The sequence below is a fragment of the Butyricimonas faecihominis genome, assembly GCF_033096445.1.
GTDB classification, from domain to species: Bacteria; Bacteroidota; Bacteroidia; order Bacteroidales; family Marinifilaceae; genus Butyricimonas; species Butyricimonas faecihominis.
Genome location: NZ_AP028155.1, coordinates 4,407,871 through 4,425,891 on the forward strand (window position 1 = coordinate 4,407,871; position 18,021 = coordinate 4,425,891).

Below are 18,021 nucleotides of genomic sequence, written 5' to 3' on the forward strand. Positions count from 1 at the left end.
ATACCGGAATAATCTATCCCTCGCATCTATTAGAAATTAGAATATGCTGCAAATATAATATTTTTTGTTTATAAGTCATTAATTTGTATGCCCTTGCACGTAAAGTTTTGCAAACTTTAACAATAAAACCTTTTGACCGTGCTTTGGGAACATCACTTTTGCCTTTTTATTTACTCCCAAACCATCTATGGAAATTACCTTTCCCGGGCCAAAATTGGGGTGAAAGATCACCATGTCGGGAATAATCTGTTCCCCGTTGATGGGTACCAATTTCGAGGTGTCAATGTCCGGCACTTCAACCTTGGGTTGAAGGGTAATCTTAGGACGTGCCACTTTTTCCTGTATTCCGGGACCGTGTAACGAGCGTCCCATGGAGGGACGGGCCGGGGTGAAAAATCCATCCAAGTAGTGCGGATCGATTTCTGCGATAAACCGGGAGGGTTGCGGATAGACCACGTTACCATTTTTGTACCGGGAAGAGGAATAGGTCATGATCACTCTTTTCTCTGCACGGGTCAGTGCCACGTAAAACAACCTTCTCTCTTCTTCCAAAGCGGAAGGGGAATAGGCACTTTGCTGGGCAGGGAAAAGTTCTTCTTCCATGCCCACGATAAAGACGTTTTCAAACTCCAGTCCCTTTGCGGAGTGGATGGTCATTAGGGTCACCTTATTATTGTCTTCCGGTTTCTCACTATCCTGATCGGTTAACAGGGCAACACCTTCCAAAAATGCGGGGAGTTTGTCATCCCGCCCTTCCTTGTAAGCGGTTTCACAGAAATCTTTGACTGCATTCAGTAACTCCTGTATGTTTTCTCGGCGGGACACCCCTTCCGGCGTGTCATCGGAAGAAAGGTCTTCTATGATACCGGATGCTTTGGCCACTCGATAAGTTGTTTCGTATGCATTCTCTTCTTTGGCAATCTCGGTGAATCCATCGATTAGTTGCCTAAAATGAGTTAGTTTGGCTGCAGTCATGGCAGAAACCATACCCGGAACTTTGTTCAAGTTGCAAAGTAGTGTCCAGATACTCACGTTGTATTTTTGTGCCACTTCTTTCAGCTTGTCGATCGTGGTGTCCCCGATGCCTCGCCGCGGATAGTTGATGATTCGTTTTAAGGCTTCCTCGTCATTCTGGTTGATCGTCAGTCGCAGGTAAGCTATCAAGTCTTTGATCTCCTTGCGTTGGTAGAATGAAAGTCCACCGTATATTTTATAAGGTATATTCCTTTTTCGTAAGGCCTCTTCCATGATACGGGACTGGGCGTTCGTCCGGTACAGAATAGCGAAATTATTGAACTCCGCTTGTTCGTTCTGAGAGATACGGAATATCTCCTGTGCCACTTGGAAACCTTCTTCCTTGTCGGATAAGGCTTTCATTACCCGGATTTTATCTCCTTCCTCGTTCTGGGAGAATGTTTTTTTCGGAATTTGTTCCTTGTTCCGGCTGATGATGCTATTGGCCGCGTCAACGATGGTGGTCGTGGAACGGTAATTTTGTTCCAACTTGCACAACTTGTAGCCCGGGTAATCATTTCGGAAATTCAAGATATTTTCGATGCGGGCTCCCCGGAATGAATAAATACTTTGCGCGTCATCACCTACCACGCAGATGTTTTTATGCTGTTCTGCCAGTTTCTTGATGATAAGATACTGCGAATAGTTCGTGTCCTGATACTCGTCCACGAGTATGTAGTCGAACTTCTTCTGGTATTTTTCCAGTATCTCCGGAAAATCCCGGAAGAGAATATTCGTTTGCAATAGGAGGTCGTCGAAATCCATGACGTCGCTTTGCTTGCAACGGGCTTGATAATACTTGTATATTTCCGAGATCATGGGTTTCTTGGCCGCTTGGTCGGCAGAAGTGATCTTTGCCGATTGGGCGTATGCCTGTGCCACGACGAGGTTGTTCTTGGCCATGGAGATGCGTCCCAGCACGTCGTTGGGTTTGTACACCTTGTCGTCCAGTTTCAGGTCCTTGACAATAGACTTGATCAGGTTTTTCGAATCCTGTGAATCATATATCGTGAAATTGGACGTGTACCCGAGATGCTCGGCCTCAACCCGTAGAATTTTGGAGAAAATGGAGTGGAAGGTTCCCATCCATAAGTTGGCAGCGTTACCTTGTCCCACGAGGGTGGCAATACGTTTCTGCATCTCCCGTGCGGCTTTGTTGGTAAACGTCAGTGCGAGAATACGGTAAGCGGGTACACCCTTGCTCAACAGGTTCGCGATACGATATGTCAATACCCTTGTTTTACCCGATCCTGCTCCGGCAATCACAAGCGTGGGCCCATCCGTGTTCACGACGGCCTCTCGTTGGTTCTCGTTCAATTCGTTAATAAAATCCACGATAAATAATTCAGAAAAACATTTAACCTTTCACCGCAAAAATACAAATAATATGGCAGAATCGTGACATTTTAGGTTTATGTTTTATAACCTCAGGTATGAATGTTTTATGTTTTAGTGATTTATCTCGTTGATAAAATTGATACTATGACAAGCGACGATTCCTGCGGTCTCTGTTCGCAGGCGACTTTCGCCCAGGGTGACGGGAATGAAATTGTTTGCTAAAGCTAACGTGATTTCGTTTCCCGAGAAATCTCCCTCTGGGCCGATAAGAATCGTGGCGTTTTGACCGGGGGTATAAATCTCTTGGAGTGACTTTTTATTTCCTTCATCGCAATGGGCGATACACTTCAATGAGTTTTGATTGTTTTTTACAAAACGAGAAAATTCGATCATGGGATTGAGTCGTGGCAGGTAGGCTTTCAAGGATTGTTTCATGGCAGAAATAATCACTTTTTCCAGCCGTTCTTCTTTGATTACTTTGCGTTCCGAGTGATCGCAAAGTAGAGGTGTAATTTCGTCAATCCCGATTTCCGTGCATTTTTCCAAGAACCATTCGATGCGTTCAATATTTTTTGTCGGGGCAATGGCAATGTGAATATGGTAATCCCGTTTTCCGTAATTTTCTGTTTTTTCAACGCATCTGACTTCACAGCGTTTAGGGTGCGCTTGAATAATCTCGCAACGGTAAAAGCCACCTTTCCCGTCAACAAGGAAAATCTCGTTGCCTATTTCGAGACGAAGAACTTTGACACAATGTTTTGATTCTTCCTCGGGTAGCGTGTACTCGTTTGTTGTGATGTCAGGCGTGTAAAACAGGTGCATAAATAAGTATTTTGATTTCGATACAAAAGTAAGAAAATACAATGGATTTGAGTATAGGTTTGAGAATCATTTAATGATCGTTTAAAAACATTGCAATATATAAATAAATTCGGTAATCGTAAAAAATTTAGTCATTTATTGTCATTTCTCGTAAACAGATAGTTAGCTAGTGTCAAAAAACGAAACTTTATTCTTACATTATCAATGTCTTTAAACGATCGTTTTTTGACATGATATTTTTAGGTGTGTATTTGTTTTATTCAATTGTATAATAAGTAATTGATAAGAGTGTGGAGTGAAAATAAATTTTAATTGTAAAATTATGAAAAAAATCCTAGTTGCAATTCTGTGTTTAATCTTTTTGGGAGCTTGTACCCAGAAAGATGGAAGAGATCAAACGGGGAATTCTGAAAATTATTTGGAATTGTCCGTACGCTCCGGTTCTGCTGGTATGACACTAGTGACGATGCCGGTGAACGTGTATAATTTTAATGGATTATCCTCGAATCAAGTTTGTGAGCCGGACTATTTTACGGCTGAAGAAAAAATTTCGTATCAAGATTTATTACCGGGGAAATACACGTTTTTTGTTTTAGGAAATGTGCCGGTTAAGGAGATGGCGTCTCTCTATCTCACGGGACGGGAAATGAAAGATGTGAATTTACGTTGGATGTGGGATTCAATTCCTGAACTTTTTGGGGGGATTGCCTATGTGGATGGCTCAGAAGAGACAAAGACGATCGAAATGAAACGTCTGATTGGTAAGGTAAACGTTCATGTGACAAATTCATCTGAATTTCAGACTGTCGAATTGGCGTTACAGTGTGATACATATAGTGATACGATTCAAATCGAGGATTACGTTCTTCGAATTCGCACGGATTACGGTTTTGGAAATCTAATGGTGGATAAAGATATTTCGTTTTTTCCCACGGAGGGACCATTGAGAGGGACTATTATCGCTTTGGATGAGAGCGGAATATATTATTTTGATTTTGTCGCTAAGAATCGTATTCAACGAAATAAGAGATTAGAATTGAATTTAACATTGAACAAGGCTTCTTCTCTTGGTCGTTCCGCAAATGTTGTCAATGGAGCGGTGACTTGTGTGGAAAAAGTAACGGAATTATAATTTAATAAGATAGTGAGATGAAAAGAATACTATATACATTTATTATATTGTCAACCGTTTGGTTTACAGGTTGTCAGAAAGACCAGCTTGACGGGGAGATCCCGGGGCAGGAGATTCCCTTGACTTTTAGCGGTCGGTCATCCAATTTGTCTTTAGAAGCTTTATCCCAGGAGGTGAATGCTTTGCATTTGTTGATTTTTAACGAGGATGGGACTTTAAGTCAACATAAACAATATGCTGGTTTGAAGGATGTTAAACCGGTTAAATTAGTTTTAGGAAAATATACTTTTGCTTATTTATCTAATATTGATGAGGCTCAAATTAGTGGAATTGAGGAAGGAAAAACGCTGGAGGATGTGACCCTTTCATTGGAAAAAGATACTGATGGAGAGAATGTGTTGCCCGGTAGCATCTTTGCCGGTAAGAGCGAGGTCGTGGTTGGGGAGGACAAGACAAGTAATGCTGAGTTGAGTCGTTTGGTCGGGAAATTAGATATAAACGTAGAGGGTATGAAAAGTGGTGTGGAAGTTAAAAGTGTAACTTTATTGGGATCACCGGAAAAAATTCGTTTTGATGGTAGTGCCGTGGGTGATCCCGTGCGGTTGAAAGTCCCGATGAAAGAACAAGGGCAACAACTAGAGGGTGAGGCGATAGCTTTCCCTACGTGTCAGGATACTCTTGCCCGTTTAGAATTTCAGATAGAGGTAAACGGAGAAATGCAGAATTACGTGGTTGGATTAAAGAATCGGGTGGAGGCGAATAAAATTCACACGATTAATGCGAAAATAAACGTTTCAGGGGGACTCGTGAACGTAACGATCGAGATGGATGTGGAACCTTGGGGAGAAACGGTGTCGGAAGATCTTTCCGTGGATCAAAGGAAATTCGTGGATACATTGACCGTTAAATTATTGATGGAGACTGGTTCTCCCGAGGATTTGCGACAGGTGAGAGCCTTGAATATGCATTTTTTGAAAAATGATGGTGAAGCCCATGAATTTTCAATCAATGTTGATAGTTGGAATTCGGAAACTTTAATGGTTTGGAGTGAAGATACGCTTGTCGTGACGCATTGTAATCAGGTGCTTCAAGGGAATTATTCCCTAGTTGCAATTTCATTAAGGGATTCATCCGGAATGAATATGTATGTATTACAGTCTGAAGTCGAAAATGTAATTATTGATTCAACCGGAAGTGTGGTGATTGTGCTACCTAAAATGAAAGATATTGCAGCGGGTGACTTGCAGGCGATGTTGGAAATTCGGGAAGCTTTGAGAGCGGCAAACGTCAGTATGGTAGATAATTGGGAATCAGATAATTTGAATTTGTGGCATAATGTCCATTTGGATGAAAATGGACGTGTGATCGGTATTGGCTATCAAGAATGGGAAGACTTCTTGGAAGATTATGACCAGGTTGACATGACAAAGAAGGCATCCATGAAAGCGAATATATTGACCCGAAGTAGCGAGGAGTATCCTGTTTGGAGTTTACCGGAGTCATTTAAAAATTTAACTGCTTTGAAGTGGTTCAATATGGGAGAGTCATATGGTAGTTTGGCGGAAATTCCCTCTTATATGAAAGAAATGACCGCGCTGGAAGAATTGAGTGTGAACACGGATGCAACTTCTCTTCCGGAATTACCCGCTAATTTGATTTATTTGAACGTTAGTAGCTTGACTTTAACTGCGATACCGACACATATCGGTAATTTGACAAAATTGGAAGGTTTGGTATTCAGCGTTCCTTACGAGAATGATGATGAGGAAATCGGTGATTATTTTCCGATGCTTTCGAAGTCTCGAATTACTTCTGCGGATTTGGATTTTTCAGGATTAACGAACTTGAAATATTTGTATCTTGTTGCGACGCCTTCCTGCGAATTGCCTGCTTCGGTTTGGAATGTGACGAGAAACGTGATTGAATTTGCAATTGCCGGATTTCGTAATTTACAAATTCCTTCTTCTGCTGATTTCTCGTCTATTCGGGAATTTTCCGTGGCTAATGAAAATATGTTACCAGCGGATATTGAGAGAATAAAGAGTTTTCAAGTGACTCGTTTAAGGTTGTATTCTCCTGTTTTCGGGAAAAATGGATTGCCGGATTGGATGGGACAAATGAACTCGTTGAAGAGTATTACACTGGATAGTTGTGGAATTACTTCAATCCCGGAATCTTTCAATAATTTAAATAATTTGGAGGATTTATATTTGCCGAGGAATCCGGAATTGACAGGTATATTACCTGCAGGTTTGCTGGAGGTGTATAATTCGGGTAATTTGTATGTTAGTGCTTCCGATTCTCCTAATTTTAGTCCGGATGGGATCATGTTGAGCGTGGATAATAATTTAATAATGGCGCCTGCGGAAGGTGGAATATATTTTGTAGAAGTCCGGTCAAATGCAGAATGGACTTGTGAAGTCTTATGGGCGGAGTATGTTCATGTCGCTTTACTTGATGGGAACGAGAATGTAACAGATTCGATTGTCGGGGGAAATGGCGTGTTGACTGGGCGAGGAAATGCCAGATTGCGGGTAACCGTGGACCCGAATAACCCGAATAATTATTGGCCAGAAAGAAATGGAGATATTACGATTCATTCGGGGCGGCATGTGGCATATATTAACGTGGTGCAGAAGGAAATGCTGGATCCCGTGCTCGATGTTTCCCAGAGCGTATTTACTGTCCGTTCGGGAGATACGATCGTGTTTGACGTAACCTCCAATATGGGATGGAATGTAGATGTGATGACAATTTCAGGTGACGGGTGGATGGATATGAACATGTGCTATGGAGAAGGAAATCAACGGCTGGAATGTACGGTACATGCTAATCAGTCAAGTGTATATAAGATCATTATTACTGATTACAACCAGTTTAAATCAGCGGAAGTCACGGTAAACGTGGAACCGGATTCCGGAGAGATCCCGCGAGATTCGACAAGAATAAATTAACCGAATGTACAAATAATAACCATTAAAAATGGAATAAATGAAAAGAATTATCTATACATTGATGACATTCTCCTTGATTGTAGGATTTTGGGGTTGTGGAGGTTCTGGTGGCGGAGAGGATGAACCGGAACCTATTCCGGGAGAGAAAGTTGTTAAAGTCGAATGCGTATTGAAAAGTGGTGTTAGCAGTTTGGACGATACCGGGTTGAAAGGGATCATTTCTCACGTGCGATTATACGTGTTTGATCAGGCAGGAAAACTTCAGGAGAGTTTTAAATATAACTCTGTGGATGGAATTGAAAAATTGGAATTGAACAAAGGAAACTACACGATTGTGTTTGTTGGTAACGTGTTGGAGGATGCCAATATTGCGGGTGATGTGGTTGGAACCGCTCTTTCTGATATGAAAATCCAGTTGACGAAGAAGGAAGGTGCAGCAAATTTCACGCCATTAGGGGATGTGCTTTTTGCGAAAAGTTCGCTAGCTGTAGGAGATGATGATACTAGCGTGGAACTGACAGCGAAGCGAACGTTGGCGACGACAAAGATGCAAGTGACTGATTATTCGGGAAAGATTGCGGAAGTGGGAATACTCGTGCCTAACGTGGGGACGACACTTGCCTTCGGGGAGACTGAATGGAAGAATCCAGGAACTGTATTCGTGGCGATGACTAAAGGTGGAAATATACGAGGATTCTCGCGTGCGGAAGAAGAAAACCATTATTCTGCCACGATGAATATTGTTGTGCTTGACGAAGGTACGAGTACTGGAGCGAGCAATAATATTGAGTGTAATATTATTGCAAGGGATGATACTCGGGAGATTGTTTTGACTCAAGCCTTGACTCTGGACGTGAAAACGAAACCGGATATGCAGGTGGTTACGAATATGGAGGTGAACGAGAGTGATGCGGGCGATGGACAATTGGAATCTGCCGTGAATAAAGTGGAGACGACGGATGAAACCGGAAACACGGAAGTTTTACCGGATGATAAAATTGATATTAAGAAAAACGACGTGAATGTGAATGTGTTGCCGGGAGACTGGCAAATTGGAAACACGGAAGATGTGGAGGTTGGAAAACCGGAGAGTGTGGTTCAGCCGGAAGGGACAGAAAAAGATTGGGAAAAAGGTAACGTAGAAGACGTCGTGGTAAAAGATTAAAAAGTGAGGTCATGAATAAAAGCACCATTTTTTACCTCTGATTCAGGTAAAAATGGTGCTTTTTTATGACGAACAATGAGGTTGTCCCAAAATGAAGTGAACCCTCATTTTATTTATTCATCCTCTTCCTTCTCCTCTTGGTAAGCTTTCAACAACTCGTCTTGAACTTCGGCCGGTACTTTTTCATATCCGGAGAAATTCATGGTGAAAGAGGCTCGTCCTCCCGTGATGGAACTCAATGCCGTGGAGTAGCGTTGCATCTCTTTCAACGGTACTTTAGCCATCAATTTCTGGAATCCGGAATCTGCTTCCATACCCATGATGATTGCTCTACGGGTTTGCAGGTCACCCATGACGTCACCCATGTATTCATCCGGAACGAGAACTTCCACGTCATAGATCGGCTCCAAAATCTTCGGGGATGCTTGTTTGAACGCCGTACTGAAAGCGTGACGTCCGGCAAGTTTGAACGAAATTTCGTTTGAATCCACGGGGTGCATTTTTCCGTCGTATACGCTGACACGTATATCCCGTGCGTATGACCCGGTAAGCGGTCCTTCTTCCATCTTTTCCATGATCCCTTTCAGGATAGCGGGCATGAAACGGGCGTCGATCACACCTCCCACGATACAGTTGTAGAATACCAGTTTCCCTCCCCACGGAAGTTCAACGACTTCGGTGTCTTTCACGGAAATCTTACTATCCACACCATTGATCTTGTACATGGTTGGGGCGGGCATTCCTTCCGTGTAGGGTTCGATCACGAGATGAACCTCACCGAATTGTCCGGCACCACCCGATTGTTTCTTGTGGCGATAGTCCGCGTAAGCGTATTTCGTGATGGTTTCACGGTACGGGATACGTGGCGGGTAAAATTCGATTTCCAGTTTATCGTTATGCTCTATACGCCATTTCATAGTGTTCAAGTGGAATTCTCCTTGGCCGGAAATGATCATTTGTTTCAACTCCTTGGAATATTCCACAAGGAAGGTCGGGTCTTCTTGGTGAATCCGTTGCAGGACTTCCGCCAGTTTTTCCTCGTCGCTAGTGTTCACGGCCTTGACAGCTGTTCTGAAACGAGGATTCGGGTATTGAATCTTGCCGAACTTGTAATGAATGTCTTTCTCGTTCAAGGTATCGCCGTTATTCGTGTTTTTCAATTTCACGGTAGCCCCGATGTCTCCGGCCATCATTTCGGTCACTTTTGTCCGGTTCTTCCCGGCCACGGCATATAGTGTCGAGATACGCTCTTTTGCGTCATTGGTGGCATTGTACAAGTCGTCCCCCTCGTGGACAGTCCCGGATGCCACTTTGAAGTAGATCACTTCACCCAAGTGAGGTTCAACTGTCGTGTTGAATATGTATAAGGAAGTCGGGCCTTTCTCGTCATACGGAACTTCATCCCCGTCTTCCGTGATGGAAGGTGGCATGGAGCTGGCACTGGGAGCCACGTTGATCACGAACTCCATGAAACGGCGCACGCACATATCTTTTTCTGCCGACACGCAGAAAACGGGGAACATATCCCGTGCGATAAGTCCTTTGCGGATTCCGGCACGCATTTCATCTTCCGTGAGACTACCTTTGTCAAAGAACAATTCCATCAATCCCTCGTCGTTTTCGGCGGCCGCCTCGATCAGTGCGTTATGTAATTCGTTAGCTTTTTCTTCTTCTTCCTTGGGAATGGGGAGTACGTCGGGTTTACCACCTTCCGGTTTCCATTGATACATCTCCATTTTCAAGACGTCTATGACGCGGTTAAAGCCGATTCCCGGGTTCACCGGGTATTGAACTAGCACGACTTTCGAGCCGAAAGCTGCCTTGGCCTGTTCCACCGCGTGATCAAAGTTTGCTTTCTCGTGATCAACCTGATTTATAACGAAAATGAGCGGTTTGTTTAGTCTTTTGGCATGGCGGCTGATGATTTCGGTACCGACTTCAATACCTCTGACGGCGTTAATAACCATTACTCCGGTATCAACAACGTTCAGCGCAGAGATAACTCCTCCGACGAAATCGTCTGCTCCCGGCGTGTCAATGAAATTGAGCTTATGCTCCTTCCATTCTGTATACAATACAGCCGGGAATACTGATGATCCGTATTCCTGTTCTACCGGACGGTAGTCGGATGAAGTGTTTTTTGCACTAATGCTACCCCTGCGCGGGATGACCCCGCCCTCATACATCATAGCTTCCGCTAACGTGGTTTTGCCGGACCCGGCACTACCCACGAGCGCGATGTTTTTAATTTCGTTAGGTTTATAGGTTTTCATTATAATACGGTTTAGATTAATATTGTAAACGTATATAACTCTTCGAATAATTCGAGGGTTACAAATTAGTGAAGATTTTCTAAAAAAACAATAGAGAATGTCATTCTTGACGAAAATAAATGCAGAAAGCCCGTGTTAGTATTTTTTATATATCGAGCCCTAGGGCGATGGCGTACTTTTTGTATATCTTTGAGAAGAATTTTAATTATAATATTTTATGGCAGGATTACCTTTAATTTGGATTATATTTATCGGGTTTACTTTGTTGAGCTGGCTGGTGAGCCATCAATTACAAAGTCGTTTTAAGAAATACTCTAAGATACCTACCGCTAACGGGATGACGGGGCGTGACGTGGTGGAAAAAATGTTGCGGGATAACGGGGTGCAGGGCGTGAAAATCGGTAGCGTGGAAGGACAATTAACGGATCACTACAACCCCACGAACAAGACTATTAATTTAAGTCACGAAGTATATTATGGTGCCAACGTGGCAGCCGCCGCTGTCGCTGCCCATGAATGTGGACACGCTTTACAGCATGCTCAAGCGTATAGTATGTTGCAATTACGTTCGGCTCTGGTTCCGGTGGTGAGTTTCGCGTCACATTGGGTGCAATGGATTTTGTTGGCAGGGATCCTGTTATTACAGCAATTTCCACAATTGATGCTGATTGGGATTTGTTTGTTTGCTTTGATGACTTTGTTCAGTATTGTCACTCTGCCCGTGGAGATTGATGCCAGTCACCGGGCTTTGGCTTGGTTGCGTAACTCCGGTATCACGACTTACGAATCGCAGGAGAGTGCTAAGGATGCTTTGAAATGGGCTGCTTATACTTACGTGATTGCCGCTCTTTCTTCTTTGGCTACCTTATTATACTATATCATGATTTATTTGGGAAGAAGAGATTAAGTTTCCGACGTGTTTTAGAAGAAGATTTTTAGGAATAATTCATTGGAAAGGGGTGGGAACACTCCTTTTTTCGTTGTGTGCGGGATGATGTTGCGTTTTGTTGGGAGGGGGAGAGGGTTTTACTTGGGCTTTAAAGGGGTATATCAAGGGTTGGGCATGGGAATGGTTTGGCTGTTGAGTGATTATTGGGTGACTGTTAGGCGCCATCGCCCGATTGTCGCCCGATTATCGCCCGATCATTGCCGCCATTTTAACAGGATATAAGGAAAAATAACATACACCGGATTCCGGTTTGGTAAAGCAATCATGAAGTAACAGGGAGGTAATCAAGATTCTTACCTCTAGTTCAACCCGGTTGGATGGGGGACTTTAGGGATATTTGTCGGATCGAGGTGATCGCTTTGAATATATTTTATTGTTAGGACGTGTAAGTCGAAGTTTTTGTGTACATTTGTAGATGTATAACAATAAGTTGCATCATGGGAAAATCTAATTTAGTTCGTTTTGATTGGGCTGCAAAACGTTTATTGCGTAACAAGTCTAATTTCGTGGTATTAGAGGGGTTTTTGTCCGTGCTTTTAGAGGATGAGATTCACATTGAACGGATATTGGAGAGTGAAGGCAACCAACAGAAGTTTGATGATAAATTTAACCGGGTTGACATGCTTGCTGAAAATTCGAAAGGCGAGTTGGTTATTATAGAGGTCCAAAATAACCGGGAACTGGATTATTTCCACCGGATGTTGTACGGGACTTCCAAGGCGATCACGGAATATATAAATCAAGGGGATCCCTATGCTAAGGTGAAGAAGGTGTATTCTGTTAATATTGTTTATTTTGATTTGGGGCAGGGAGATGATTACGTGTATCACGGGTACACGGAGTTCCGGGGAATTCATACAAAAGATGTATTGCGATTATCCGTTCAACAACAAGAACAGTTTGTTTGTCATGATGCCGGAGATTTATTCCCGGAGTATTACGTGTTACGCGTGGACGAGTTTGATAAGTTAGCCAAAACTCCTTTGGATGAATGGATTTTGTTTTTGAAGACAGGAGAGATTGCGGAGAATGTTACCGCCAGTGGTTTGCGGGAGGCAAGGGAACGTTTGCGGGTAGATAAGTTGAGTGATGCGGAACAGAAAGAATACGAGCGCCACATGGAAGCATTACGTTATCAGCGTAGTGTTATTCAAACAGGATGGATTGAGGGAAAAGCTGAAGGAAAAGCCGAAGGGATAAAAGAGGGGAAGGCCGAAGGACGGGCTGAGGGAATAGCCGAGGGAATAAAAGAGGGGAAGGCAGAGGGGATAAAAGAAGGAAAAATAGAAGGTATGAAGGAAGGGGAGAGGAAAGGTAAATTAGAGGTTGCCCGTTCTTTGAAACAGATGGGATTATCTGTTGAGAGTATTGCTGTTGCCACCGGATTGTCTATTGATGATATTGAATATCTGGAATAGCAAAAGATACTGGAATAGATTTTATTCTATAATATTTAAAGAGGAAAGGTTTACCTGCAGATGGTTTGTTTTGCGAGTAAGCCTTTCCTCTTTTTATGTTTCTATAACATTGAGGTTTATTTAAACGCCTCTTTGATTTTCTCGATATAGTCCAGCTTTTCCCACGTGAAGAGTTCTACTTCTTTTTCGATGGTTGGCCAGTAATTCGAGGAGAATACTTTTTTCACGATTCTAGGAGTACGTCCCATGTGGCCGTAACTTGCCGTTTCCTGATAAATCGGGTTACGGAGTTTCAGGCGTTCCTCGATGGCTTTCGGGCGTAGGTCAAAGATTGAAGTGATTTTTTCGGCAATGGCGGCATCACTCAAGTTCACCTTGGCCGTTCCGTAAGTGTTCACGAAAACTCCAACGGGGCGGGCAATTCCGATGGCGTATGAAATCTGTATCAATATTTCGTCAGCAATCCCGGCTGCGACCATGTTTTTAGCGATATGGCGTGCGGCGTAAGCGGCAGAACGGTCCACTTTAGACGGATCTTTTCCGGAAAAAGCGCCTCCCCCGTGGGCTCCCTTGCCCCCGTAGGTGTCAACGATAATTTTTCTTCCGGTTAATCCCGTGTCCCCGTGAGGACCACCGATCACGAATTTTCCGGTAGGGTTCACGTGAAGAATCAAATCTTCATCGAAAAGGGCCTGTACCCGTTCCGGCAATTGGCGTTTCACTCTCGGTAACAAAATATTAATGATGTCCCAGCGTATTTGATCCACCATTTGAGCGTCAGCTTCCAATTGTGCTTCCGGAGTGGAGGCCGTGGCTTTGACAAACTCGTCATGTTGGGTGGAGATCACGATGGTATGAATCCGGGCAGGTTTATTGTCGTCCCCATATTCGATGGTTACCTGTGATTTGGAGTCCGGACGCAAATAAGTCATTTCCTGACCTTCTTTGCGGATTTGTGCCAGTTCGTACAATAATAAATGTGATAGCTCGAGAGATAACGGCATGTAATTGTCCGTTTCGTTACAAGCGTAACCGAACATCATACCTTGATCTCCGGCTCCTTGTTCCATGGGGTCTTCCCGAACAACGCCGCGGTTGATGTCGGGGGATTGTTCGTGAATGGCACTCAGGACGCCACAGCTATTCCCGTCGAACATGTATTCGCTTTTCGTGTAACCGATACGGTTGATCACTTCCCGTGCGATACGTTGTACGTCTACATACGCTTCAGTTTTGATTTCCCCAGCAACAATGGTTTGCCCGGTAGTTACCAATGTCTCGCAAGCCACTTTGGCATCCGGGTCAAAGGCGATGATTTTGTCAAGTACAGCATCGGAAATCTGGTCAGCCACTTTGTCGGGGTGACCTTCCGATACAGATTCAGATGTAAATAAATATCCCATAATTCATTTTAGATTTAGTGATTCAGTGATTTGGTGATTTAATGATTTGATGATTTAATGATGTTGTAACAAACGAATCACTTAATCGAAAATCATTTAATCTCTCAATCTCTTTATCGTAAATTAAACTATAGGAAAGTACATGGATGGTTGAATTCAGAATTAAATATGCATTTTAGCGCTTTTTTTCCGTGGTTGCAATCAGCCAAATCTTTCCACTTTTTCGAGGGGCAAAGATAGATTTTTATTAGATAGGAATGAAACTTTCTTTCGTAAAATGAGTATTTTTGTTATTAAAGAATGTAATTATGGGACACGACCATTCACATACCGGGCATCAACACGCTCATGAAGAGAGTACAAAGAATTTGGGTATCGCTTTTTTCCTGAATCTGGGATTTGCCGTTATCGAGATTGTCGGGGGAATATGGACCAATTCGGTGGCTATTATTTCCGATGCGGTACATGATTTCGGGGATGCTTTTTCTATCGGGGTTTCTTATTTTCTGGAACGTTATTCGAGAAAGAAGAGGACCGTGACATTTACTTACGGGTATAAACGATTTTCGACGCTGGGGGCGTTAATCAATTCGATCGTGTTGCTGGTAGGGTCGATCTTCGTGTTCATGGAGACGATTCCCCGTTTATTTCATCCCGCAGAGGTGAATTACTCCGGGATGATGTGGTTGGCGGTGGCGGGACTTGTCGTGAACGGGTTCGCTGCCTTGCGGTTGATGAAAGGAAATTCGATCAGCCAGCGGGCCGTGATGTTGCATTTGCTGGAGGACGTGCTGGGATGGGTGGCCGTGTTGATCGGTAGCGTGATTATTCGTTACACGGGATGGTATTTTATAGATCCGCTACTTTCGGTTTGTATCGGGGTGTTTATTCTGACGAACGTGTGTCGGAATTTGTACACAATTTTCAGAATCCTTTTGCAAGCTACACCAGAGCATATGCCGGAGGATAAGATAAAGGCCATTTTACTGGAGGTGCCGAACGTGAAGAACGTGCATGACCTGCACGTGTGGACGCTGGACGGGGAAAGGAATATCGCTTCGGCTCACCTGATTGTGGCAGATGATATTTCCCGGACGGATGCCATCCGGGTGAAACATGATGCCGTGGATCGGTTGAAGGAGGCGGGCATAGATCACCTGACCGTGGAAATCGAGTTCGAAGGGGAGGGATGTTATAGTTGTCCCGTGGAATGACGGGAGGCATCAATCCGTTCCGTGAACTCGGAGATTTCGGGAAGGAAGTTCTCGTCGAGACGGGCGAATTCCTTGGCAAAGTTTAGGCCTTTTTCAAGTGCTTGTAATTTCTGAGAATGACGATTTGTTTTTTCGTAGACGGTAGCCAAGTTCCAGCAAGCGGCCAGAATGGATGGCGGCGTTTCGTACTCGTCGTCGTACGTGTCCTCGTAAGCGGAAACAGAGCGACTGAACATCTGTTCCGCGGATTCCCAGTTGCCCCGGTCATAATGGTGTTGACCTAATCGAAACAAGTAGCTGGCTAGGGGTGTTACGAGGTAATCGTTATGGCGAACCAGTTTAACGGATTGTTCGTAACTTTCCAGTCCTTCCAGTAAAATAGAATCGAGTGTTTCGGGAGTTGTCATGATCTCTTGCAGGTAGGGATCGTCAATAGAAAGCCATTTGTAATCTAGGCTTTCGTTCAAGTCTATGTGTATACGTTTATTCCCGGTATACGCGAACACGAAACGAAAATCGTGATGATAGTGCTGATCTTCGTTTTTCTTCTCGTTACGTGGAATCGGGTGGGAATTGATCTCGACACAATAGGGCTTATTTTTAATGAGGTTGATGGGAATCAGTTGTTCGGCTGTCAGTCCGGTTTCTTCTTCCACTTCCCGTAATGAAGCTTCGAAGAGAGAATCATCGTCGAGGTCTACGTGGCCACCGGGAATATGCCATTTATCAAGGGTCTTGTGATGTAGTAACAGGACTTCACGGGTGGGAATGTGGATGATCGTTCCGCTTGCCGTGATGTGTCCGGTGAAATTTTTACGGTCACACAAATCTTCTTCGTCGAAGTTGTTGAATAGTTCGATGAACTTTTTACTTGCCCCGTTTTTCAGGTATTTCAAGTGTTTTTGTATTTCTAATTTCGTTACCATAGTCGCTAAATCCCCTTTTTATGGTTGATTTGTAAAAATACACTTTTTTTATTTTCAAGTACTCGTTTGGGGAATGTAATTTTATAAAATAGAGTTTGTAATGAAAATATTTTTCATTTTTAGTATGACTTACGTAAATATTTTAGAAAGTATTCGTATATTTGTGATGAAATAAACACGATTCTTTTTGAAAAACGGAGAGCTATGAATGACTCGAATACCATAAATAAAGGTTCACTACCGGGATTGAAGGAGAAACGGTACTTGCAGAAGAAAGCAATTATCGGGTTTCTTTACCGGATGGGAGAGTTGTCCAAGCCTGAGATTTGTCGCCTGACAAACGTGACCACGCCGACGGTTAGTCGCATGATTGAAGAGTTGATCGAAGAGGGATGGGTGATTGACCGGGGATGCGGAAATTCGATCGGGGGTAAACGTCCTCACGTGTTTTCATTAAATCCGGATGCCGCGTATATATTAGGAGTGGATATTGGTAGGGAGTACCTGCGGGTGGCTATCTTCAATTTGAAGAATGAGCCGATTGAGGGTATTCTGGAATATCCCTCGATTTTGGAAGAGCAGGATGATGAGGCGACTCTCCGTTACGTGCGGGAGAAGATTGACGAGACGATCGGGCATTTGAATATAGATCGGGCAAAGATCAAGATGGCGGGTTTCGCTCTTCCGGGATTGATCGATCGGGAGGGAACTTCGTATACTTATTTGACGTATGAACAACCGGGTATAAAGAGTATTTTGGAGGAAATGCTGCAAATCCCGGTATTTATTGATAACGATTCTAACGTGATGGCCATGGCGGAACACACGTTTGGGGTAGCCAAAGACGTGAATAACGTTTTGTGTATTAGCGTGAACGAGTGTATTGGTTTGGGGATGATCCTGAATTCGAAATTATATCGCGGGGGAATTGGTATGGCGGGAGAGTTCGGGCATATCCGTATTTCAGGGCTGGAGGCTCCATGTCATTGCGGAAAGATCGGTTGCTTGGAAACCGTGTCTTCGGGACGGGCTATCGAGAAGGTGGCAGGCAAGCCGTTACAGGATATTATCGAGGCGGCTCGGAAAGATGATATTTCGGCTATCGACCTCTTGCATCGTGCGGGAGAGAAGCTGGGAGAGGGAATAGCCACGATGGTACATTTGTTTAACCCGGACATGGTAGTCATCGGTGGGGAGATCGTGCAAGCGGGCGATTTGATGCTGGTCCCGGTTCAACAGGCAATAAATAAGTACGCTTTGGCTCGTATGCGAGGACATTGCGAGTTGAAGATGAGTAATCTGGGCGTTTATTCGGCGATATTGGGTACGTTGATGATGGTCATGGAACATTTGTATGATGACACGGAATGCGGGTACTCGCTTTATTAACAAGGAAAAAATTAAAGATAAAAA

Annotated in this window: 12 protein-coding genes; 7 read left to right on the plus strand and 5 right to left on the minus strand. The window is 43.7% G+C overall.

The window, feature by feature from the left end:
• Nucleotides 1-78: 78 nt before the first annotated feature.
• Nucleotides 79-2,349, minus strand: a complete 2,271-nt coding sequence (locus tag R8806_RS18305; RefSeq protein ID WP_206513615.1) for an ATP-dependent helicase — start codon at nucleotides 2,347-2,349, stop codon at nucleotides 79-81.
• 114 nt (nucleotides 2,350-2,463) lie between these two features.
• Nucleotides 2,464-3,174 (minus strand): 16S rRNA (uracil(1498)-N(3))-methyltransferase, encoded by a 711-nt coding sequence (locus R8806_RS18310; protein WP_124318234.1) that lies wholly within the window; start codon nucleotides 3,172-3,174, stop codon nucleotides 2,464-2,466.
• A gap of 322 nt (nucleotides 3,175-3,496) precedes the next feature.
• Here R8806_RS18310 and R8806_RS18315 point away from each other — a divergent pair, with 322 nt between their 5' ends.
• From R8806_RS18315 to R8806_RS18325, 3 genes are read left to right on the plus strand one after another with little or no spacing between them, the layout of a single operon-like run.
• Complete coding sequence (locus tag R8806_RS18315) at nucleotides 3,497-4,306, plus strand: hypothetical protein (RefSeq protein WP_124317594.1); 810 nt, start codon at nucleotides 3,497-3,499, stop codon at nucleotides 4,304-4,306.
• Between the two features lie 17 nt (nucleotides 4,307-4,323).
• Nucleotides 4,324-7,260 carry a FimB/Mfa2 family fimbrial subunit gene (locus R8806_RS18320; RefSeq protein WP_124317593.1) on the plus strand — a complete coding sequence of 979 codons (2,937 nt, stop codon included), beginning with the start codon at nucleotides 4,324-4,326 and terminating at the stop codon, nucleotides 7,258-7,260.
• A gap of 37 nt (nucleotides 7,261-7,297) precedes the next feature.
• Entirely contained in the window at nucleotides 7,298-8,425 is a 1,128-nt protein-coding gene (locus R8806_RS18325; RefSeq protein WP_124317592.1) for a FimB/Mfa2 family fimbrial subunit, read from the plus strand.
• Nucleotides 8,426-8,538: 113 nt separating this feature from the next.
• Here the strand turns inward: R8806_RS18325 and R8806_RS18330 are convergent, their stop codons facing one another.
• Entirely contained in the window at nucleotides 8,539-10,698 is a 2,160-nt protein-coding gene (locus tag R8806_RS18330) for an elongation factor G (protein ID WP_124317591.1), read from the minus strand.
• A 217-nt stretch (nucleotides 10,699-10,915) separates the two neighbouring features.
• On the opposite strand from R8806_RS18330, the gene R8806_RS18335 reads away from it, so the two are divergent.
• Together R8806_RS18335 and R8806_RS18340 are read left to right on the plus strand one after the other, a co-directional pair.
• Entirely contained in the window at nucleotides 10,916-11,605 is a 690-nt protein-coding gene (locus R8806_RS18335) for a zinc metallopeptidase (protein ID WP_087422001.1), read from the plus strand.
• 479 nt (nucleotides 11,606-12,084) lie between these two features.
• Complete coding sequence (locus tag R8806_RS18340; protein WP_221230326.1) at nucleotides 12,085-13,065, plus strand: Rpn family recombination-promoting nuclease/putative transposase; 981 nt, start codon at nucleotides 12,085-12,087, stop codon at nucleotides 13,063-13,065.
• A 116-nt stretch (nucleotides 13,066-13,181) separates the two neighbouring features.
• Here R8806_RS18340 and metK read toward each other — a convergent pair whose 3' ends face one another.
• Nucleotides 13,182-14,468 carry a methionine adenosyltransferase gene (gene metK, locus R8806_RS18345; protein WP_124318181.1) on the minus strand — a complete coding sequence of 429 codons (1,287 nt, stop codon included), beginning with the start codon at nucleotides 14,466-14,468 and terminating at the stop codon, nucleotides 13,182-13,184.
• A gap of 308 nt (nucleotides 14,469-14,776) precedes the next feature.
• Here metK and R8806_RS18350 point away from each other — a divergent pair, with 308 nt between their 5' ends.
• Nucleotides 14,777-15,682, plus strand: coding sequence for a cation diffusion facilitator family transporter (locus R8806_RS18350; protein ID WP_124318183.1), 906 nt, complete (start codon nucleotides 14,777-14,779; stop codon nucleotides 15,680-15,682).
• Here R8806_RS18350 and R8806_RS18355 read toward each other — a convergent pair.
• Complete coding sequence (locus R8806_RS18355) at nucleotides 15,661-16,608, minus strand: NUDIX domain-containing protein (RefSeq protein ID WP_124318182.1); 948 nt, start codon at nucleotides 16,606-16,608, stop codon at nucleotides 15,661-15,663. The genes R8806_RS18350 and R8806_RS18355 overlap by 22 nt on opposite strands.
• A gap of 204 nt (nucleotides 16,609-16,812) precedes the next feature.
• Between R8806_RS18355 and R8806_RS18360 the strand changes: the two genes are divergently transcribed.
• A complete protein-coding gene (locus R8806_RS18360; RefSeq protein WP_124316692.1) occupies nucleotides 16,813-17,997 on the plus strand; it encodes an ROK family transcriptional regulator in 1,185 nt (394 codons plus the stop codon).
• The last annotated feature ends 24 nt before the right edge of the window (nucleotides 17,998-18,021 follow it).

What these genes read in the sequence shown, in the direction of transcription:
- R8806_RS18310 (WP_124318234.1), bottom strand. Translation starts at nt 3,174, where the DNA reads ATGCACCTGTTTTACACGCCTGACATCACAACAAACGAGTACACGCTA.
- R8806_RS18315 (WP_124317594.1), top strand. Translation starts at nt 3,497, where the DNA reads ATGAAAAAAATCCTAGTTGCAATTCTGTGTTTAATCTTTTTGGGAGCT.
- R8806_RS18320 (WP_124317593.1), top strand. Translation starts at nt 4,324, where the DNA reads ATGAAAAGAATACTATATACATTTATTATATTGTCAACCGTTTGGTTT.
- R8806_RS18325 (WP_124317592.1), top strand. Translation starts at nt 7,298, where the DNA reads ATGAAAAGAATTATCTATACATTGATGACATTCTCCTTGATTGTAGGA.
- R8806_RS18330 (WP_124317591.1), bottom strand. Translation starts at nt 10,698, where the DNA reads ATGAAAACCTATAAACCTAACGAAATTAAAAACATCGCGCTCGTGGGT.
- R8806_RS18335 (WP_087422001.1), top strand. Translation starts at nt 10,916, where the DNA reads ATGGCAGGATTACCTTTAATTTGGATTATATTTATCGGGTTTACTTTG.
- R8806_RS18340 (WP_221230326.1), top strand. Translation starts at nt 12,085, where the DNA reads ATGGGAAAATCTAATTTAGTTCGTTTTGATTGGGCTGCAAAACGTTTA.
- metK (WP_124318181.1), bottom strand. Translation starts at nt 14,468, where the DNA reads ATGGGATATTTATTTACATCTGAATCTGTATCGGAAGGTCACCCCGAC.
- R8806_RS18350 (WP_124318183.1), top strand. Translation starts at nt 14,777, where the DNA reads ATGGGACACGACCATTCACATACCGGGCATCAACACGCTCATGAAGAG.
- R8806_RS18355 (WP_124318182.1), bottom strand. Translation starts at nt 16,608, where the DNA reads ATGGTAACGAAATTAGAAATACAAAAACACTTGAAATACCTGAAAAAC.
- R8806_RS18360 (WP_124316692.1), top strand. Translation starts at nt 16,813, where the DNA reads ATGAATGACTCGAATACCATAAATAAAGGTTCACTACCGGGATTGAAG.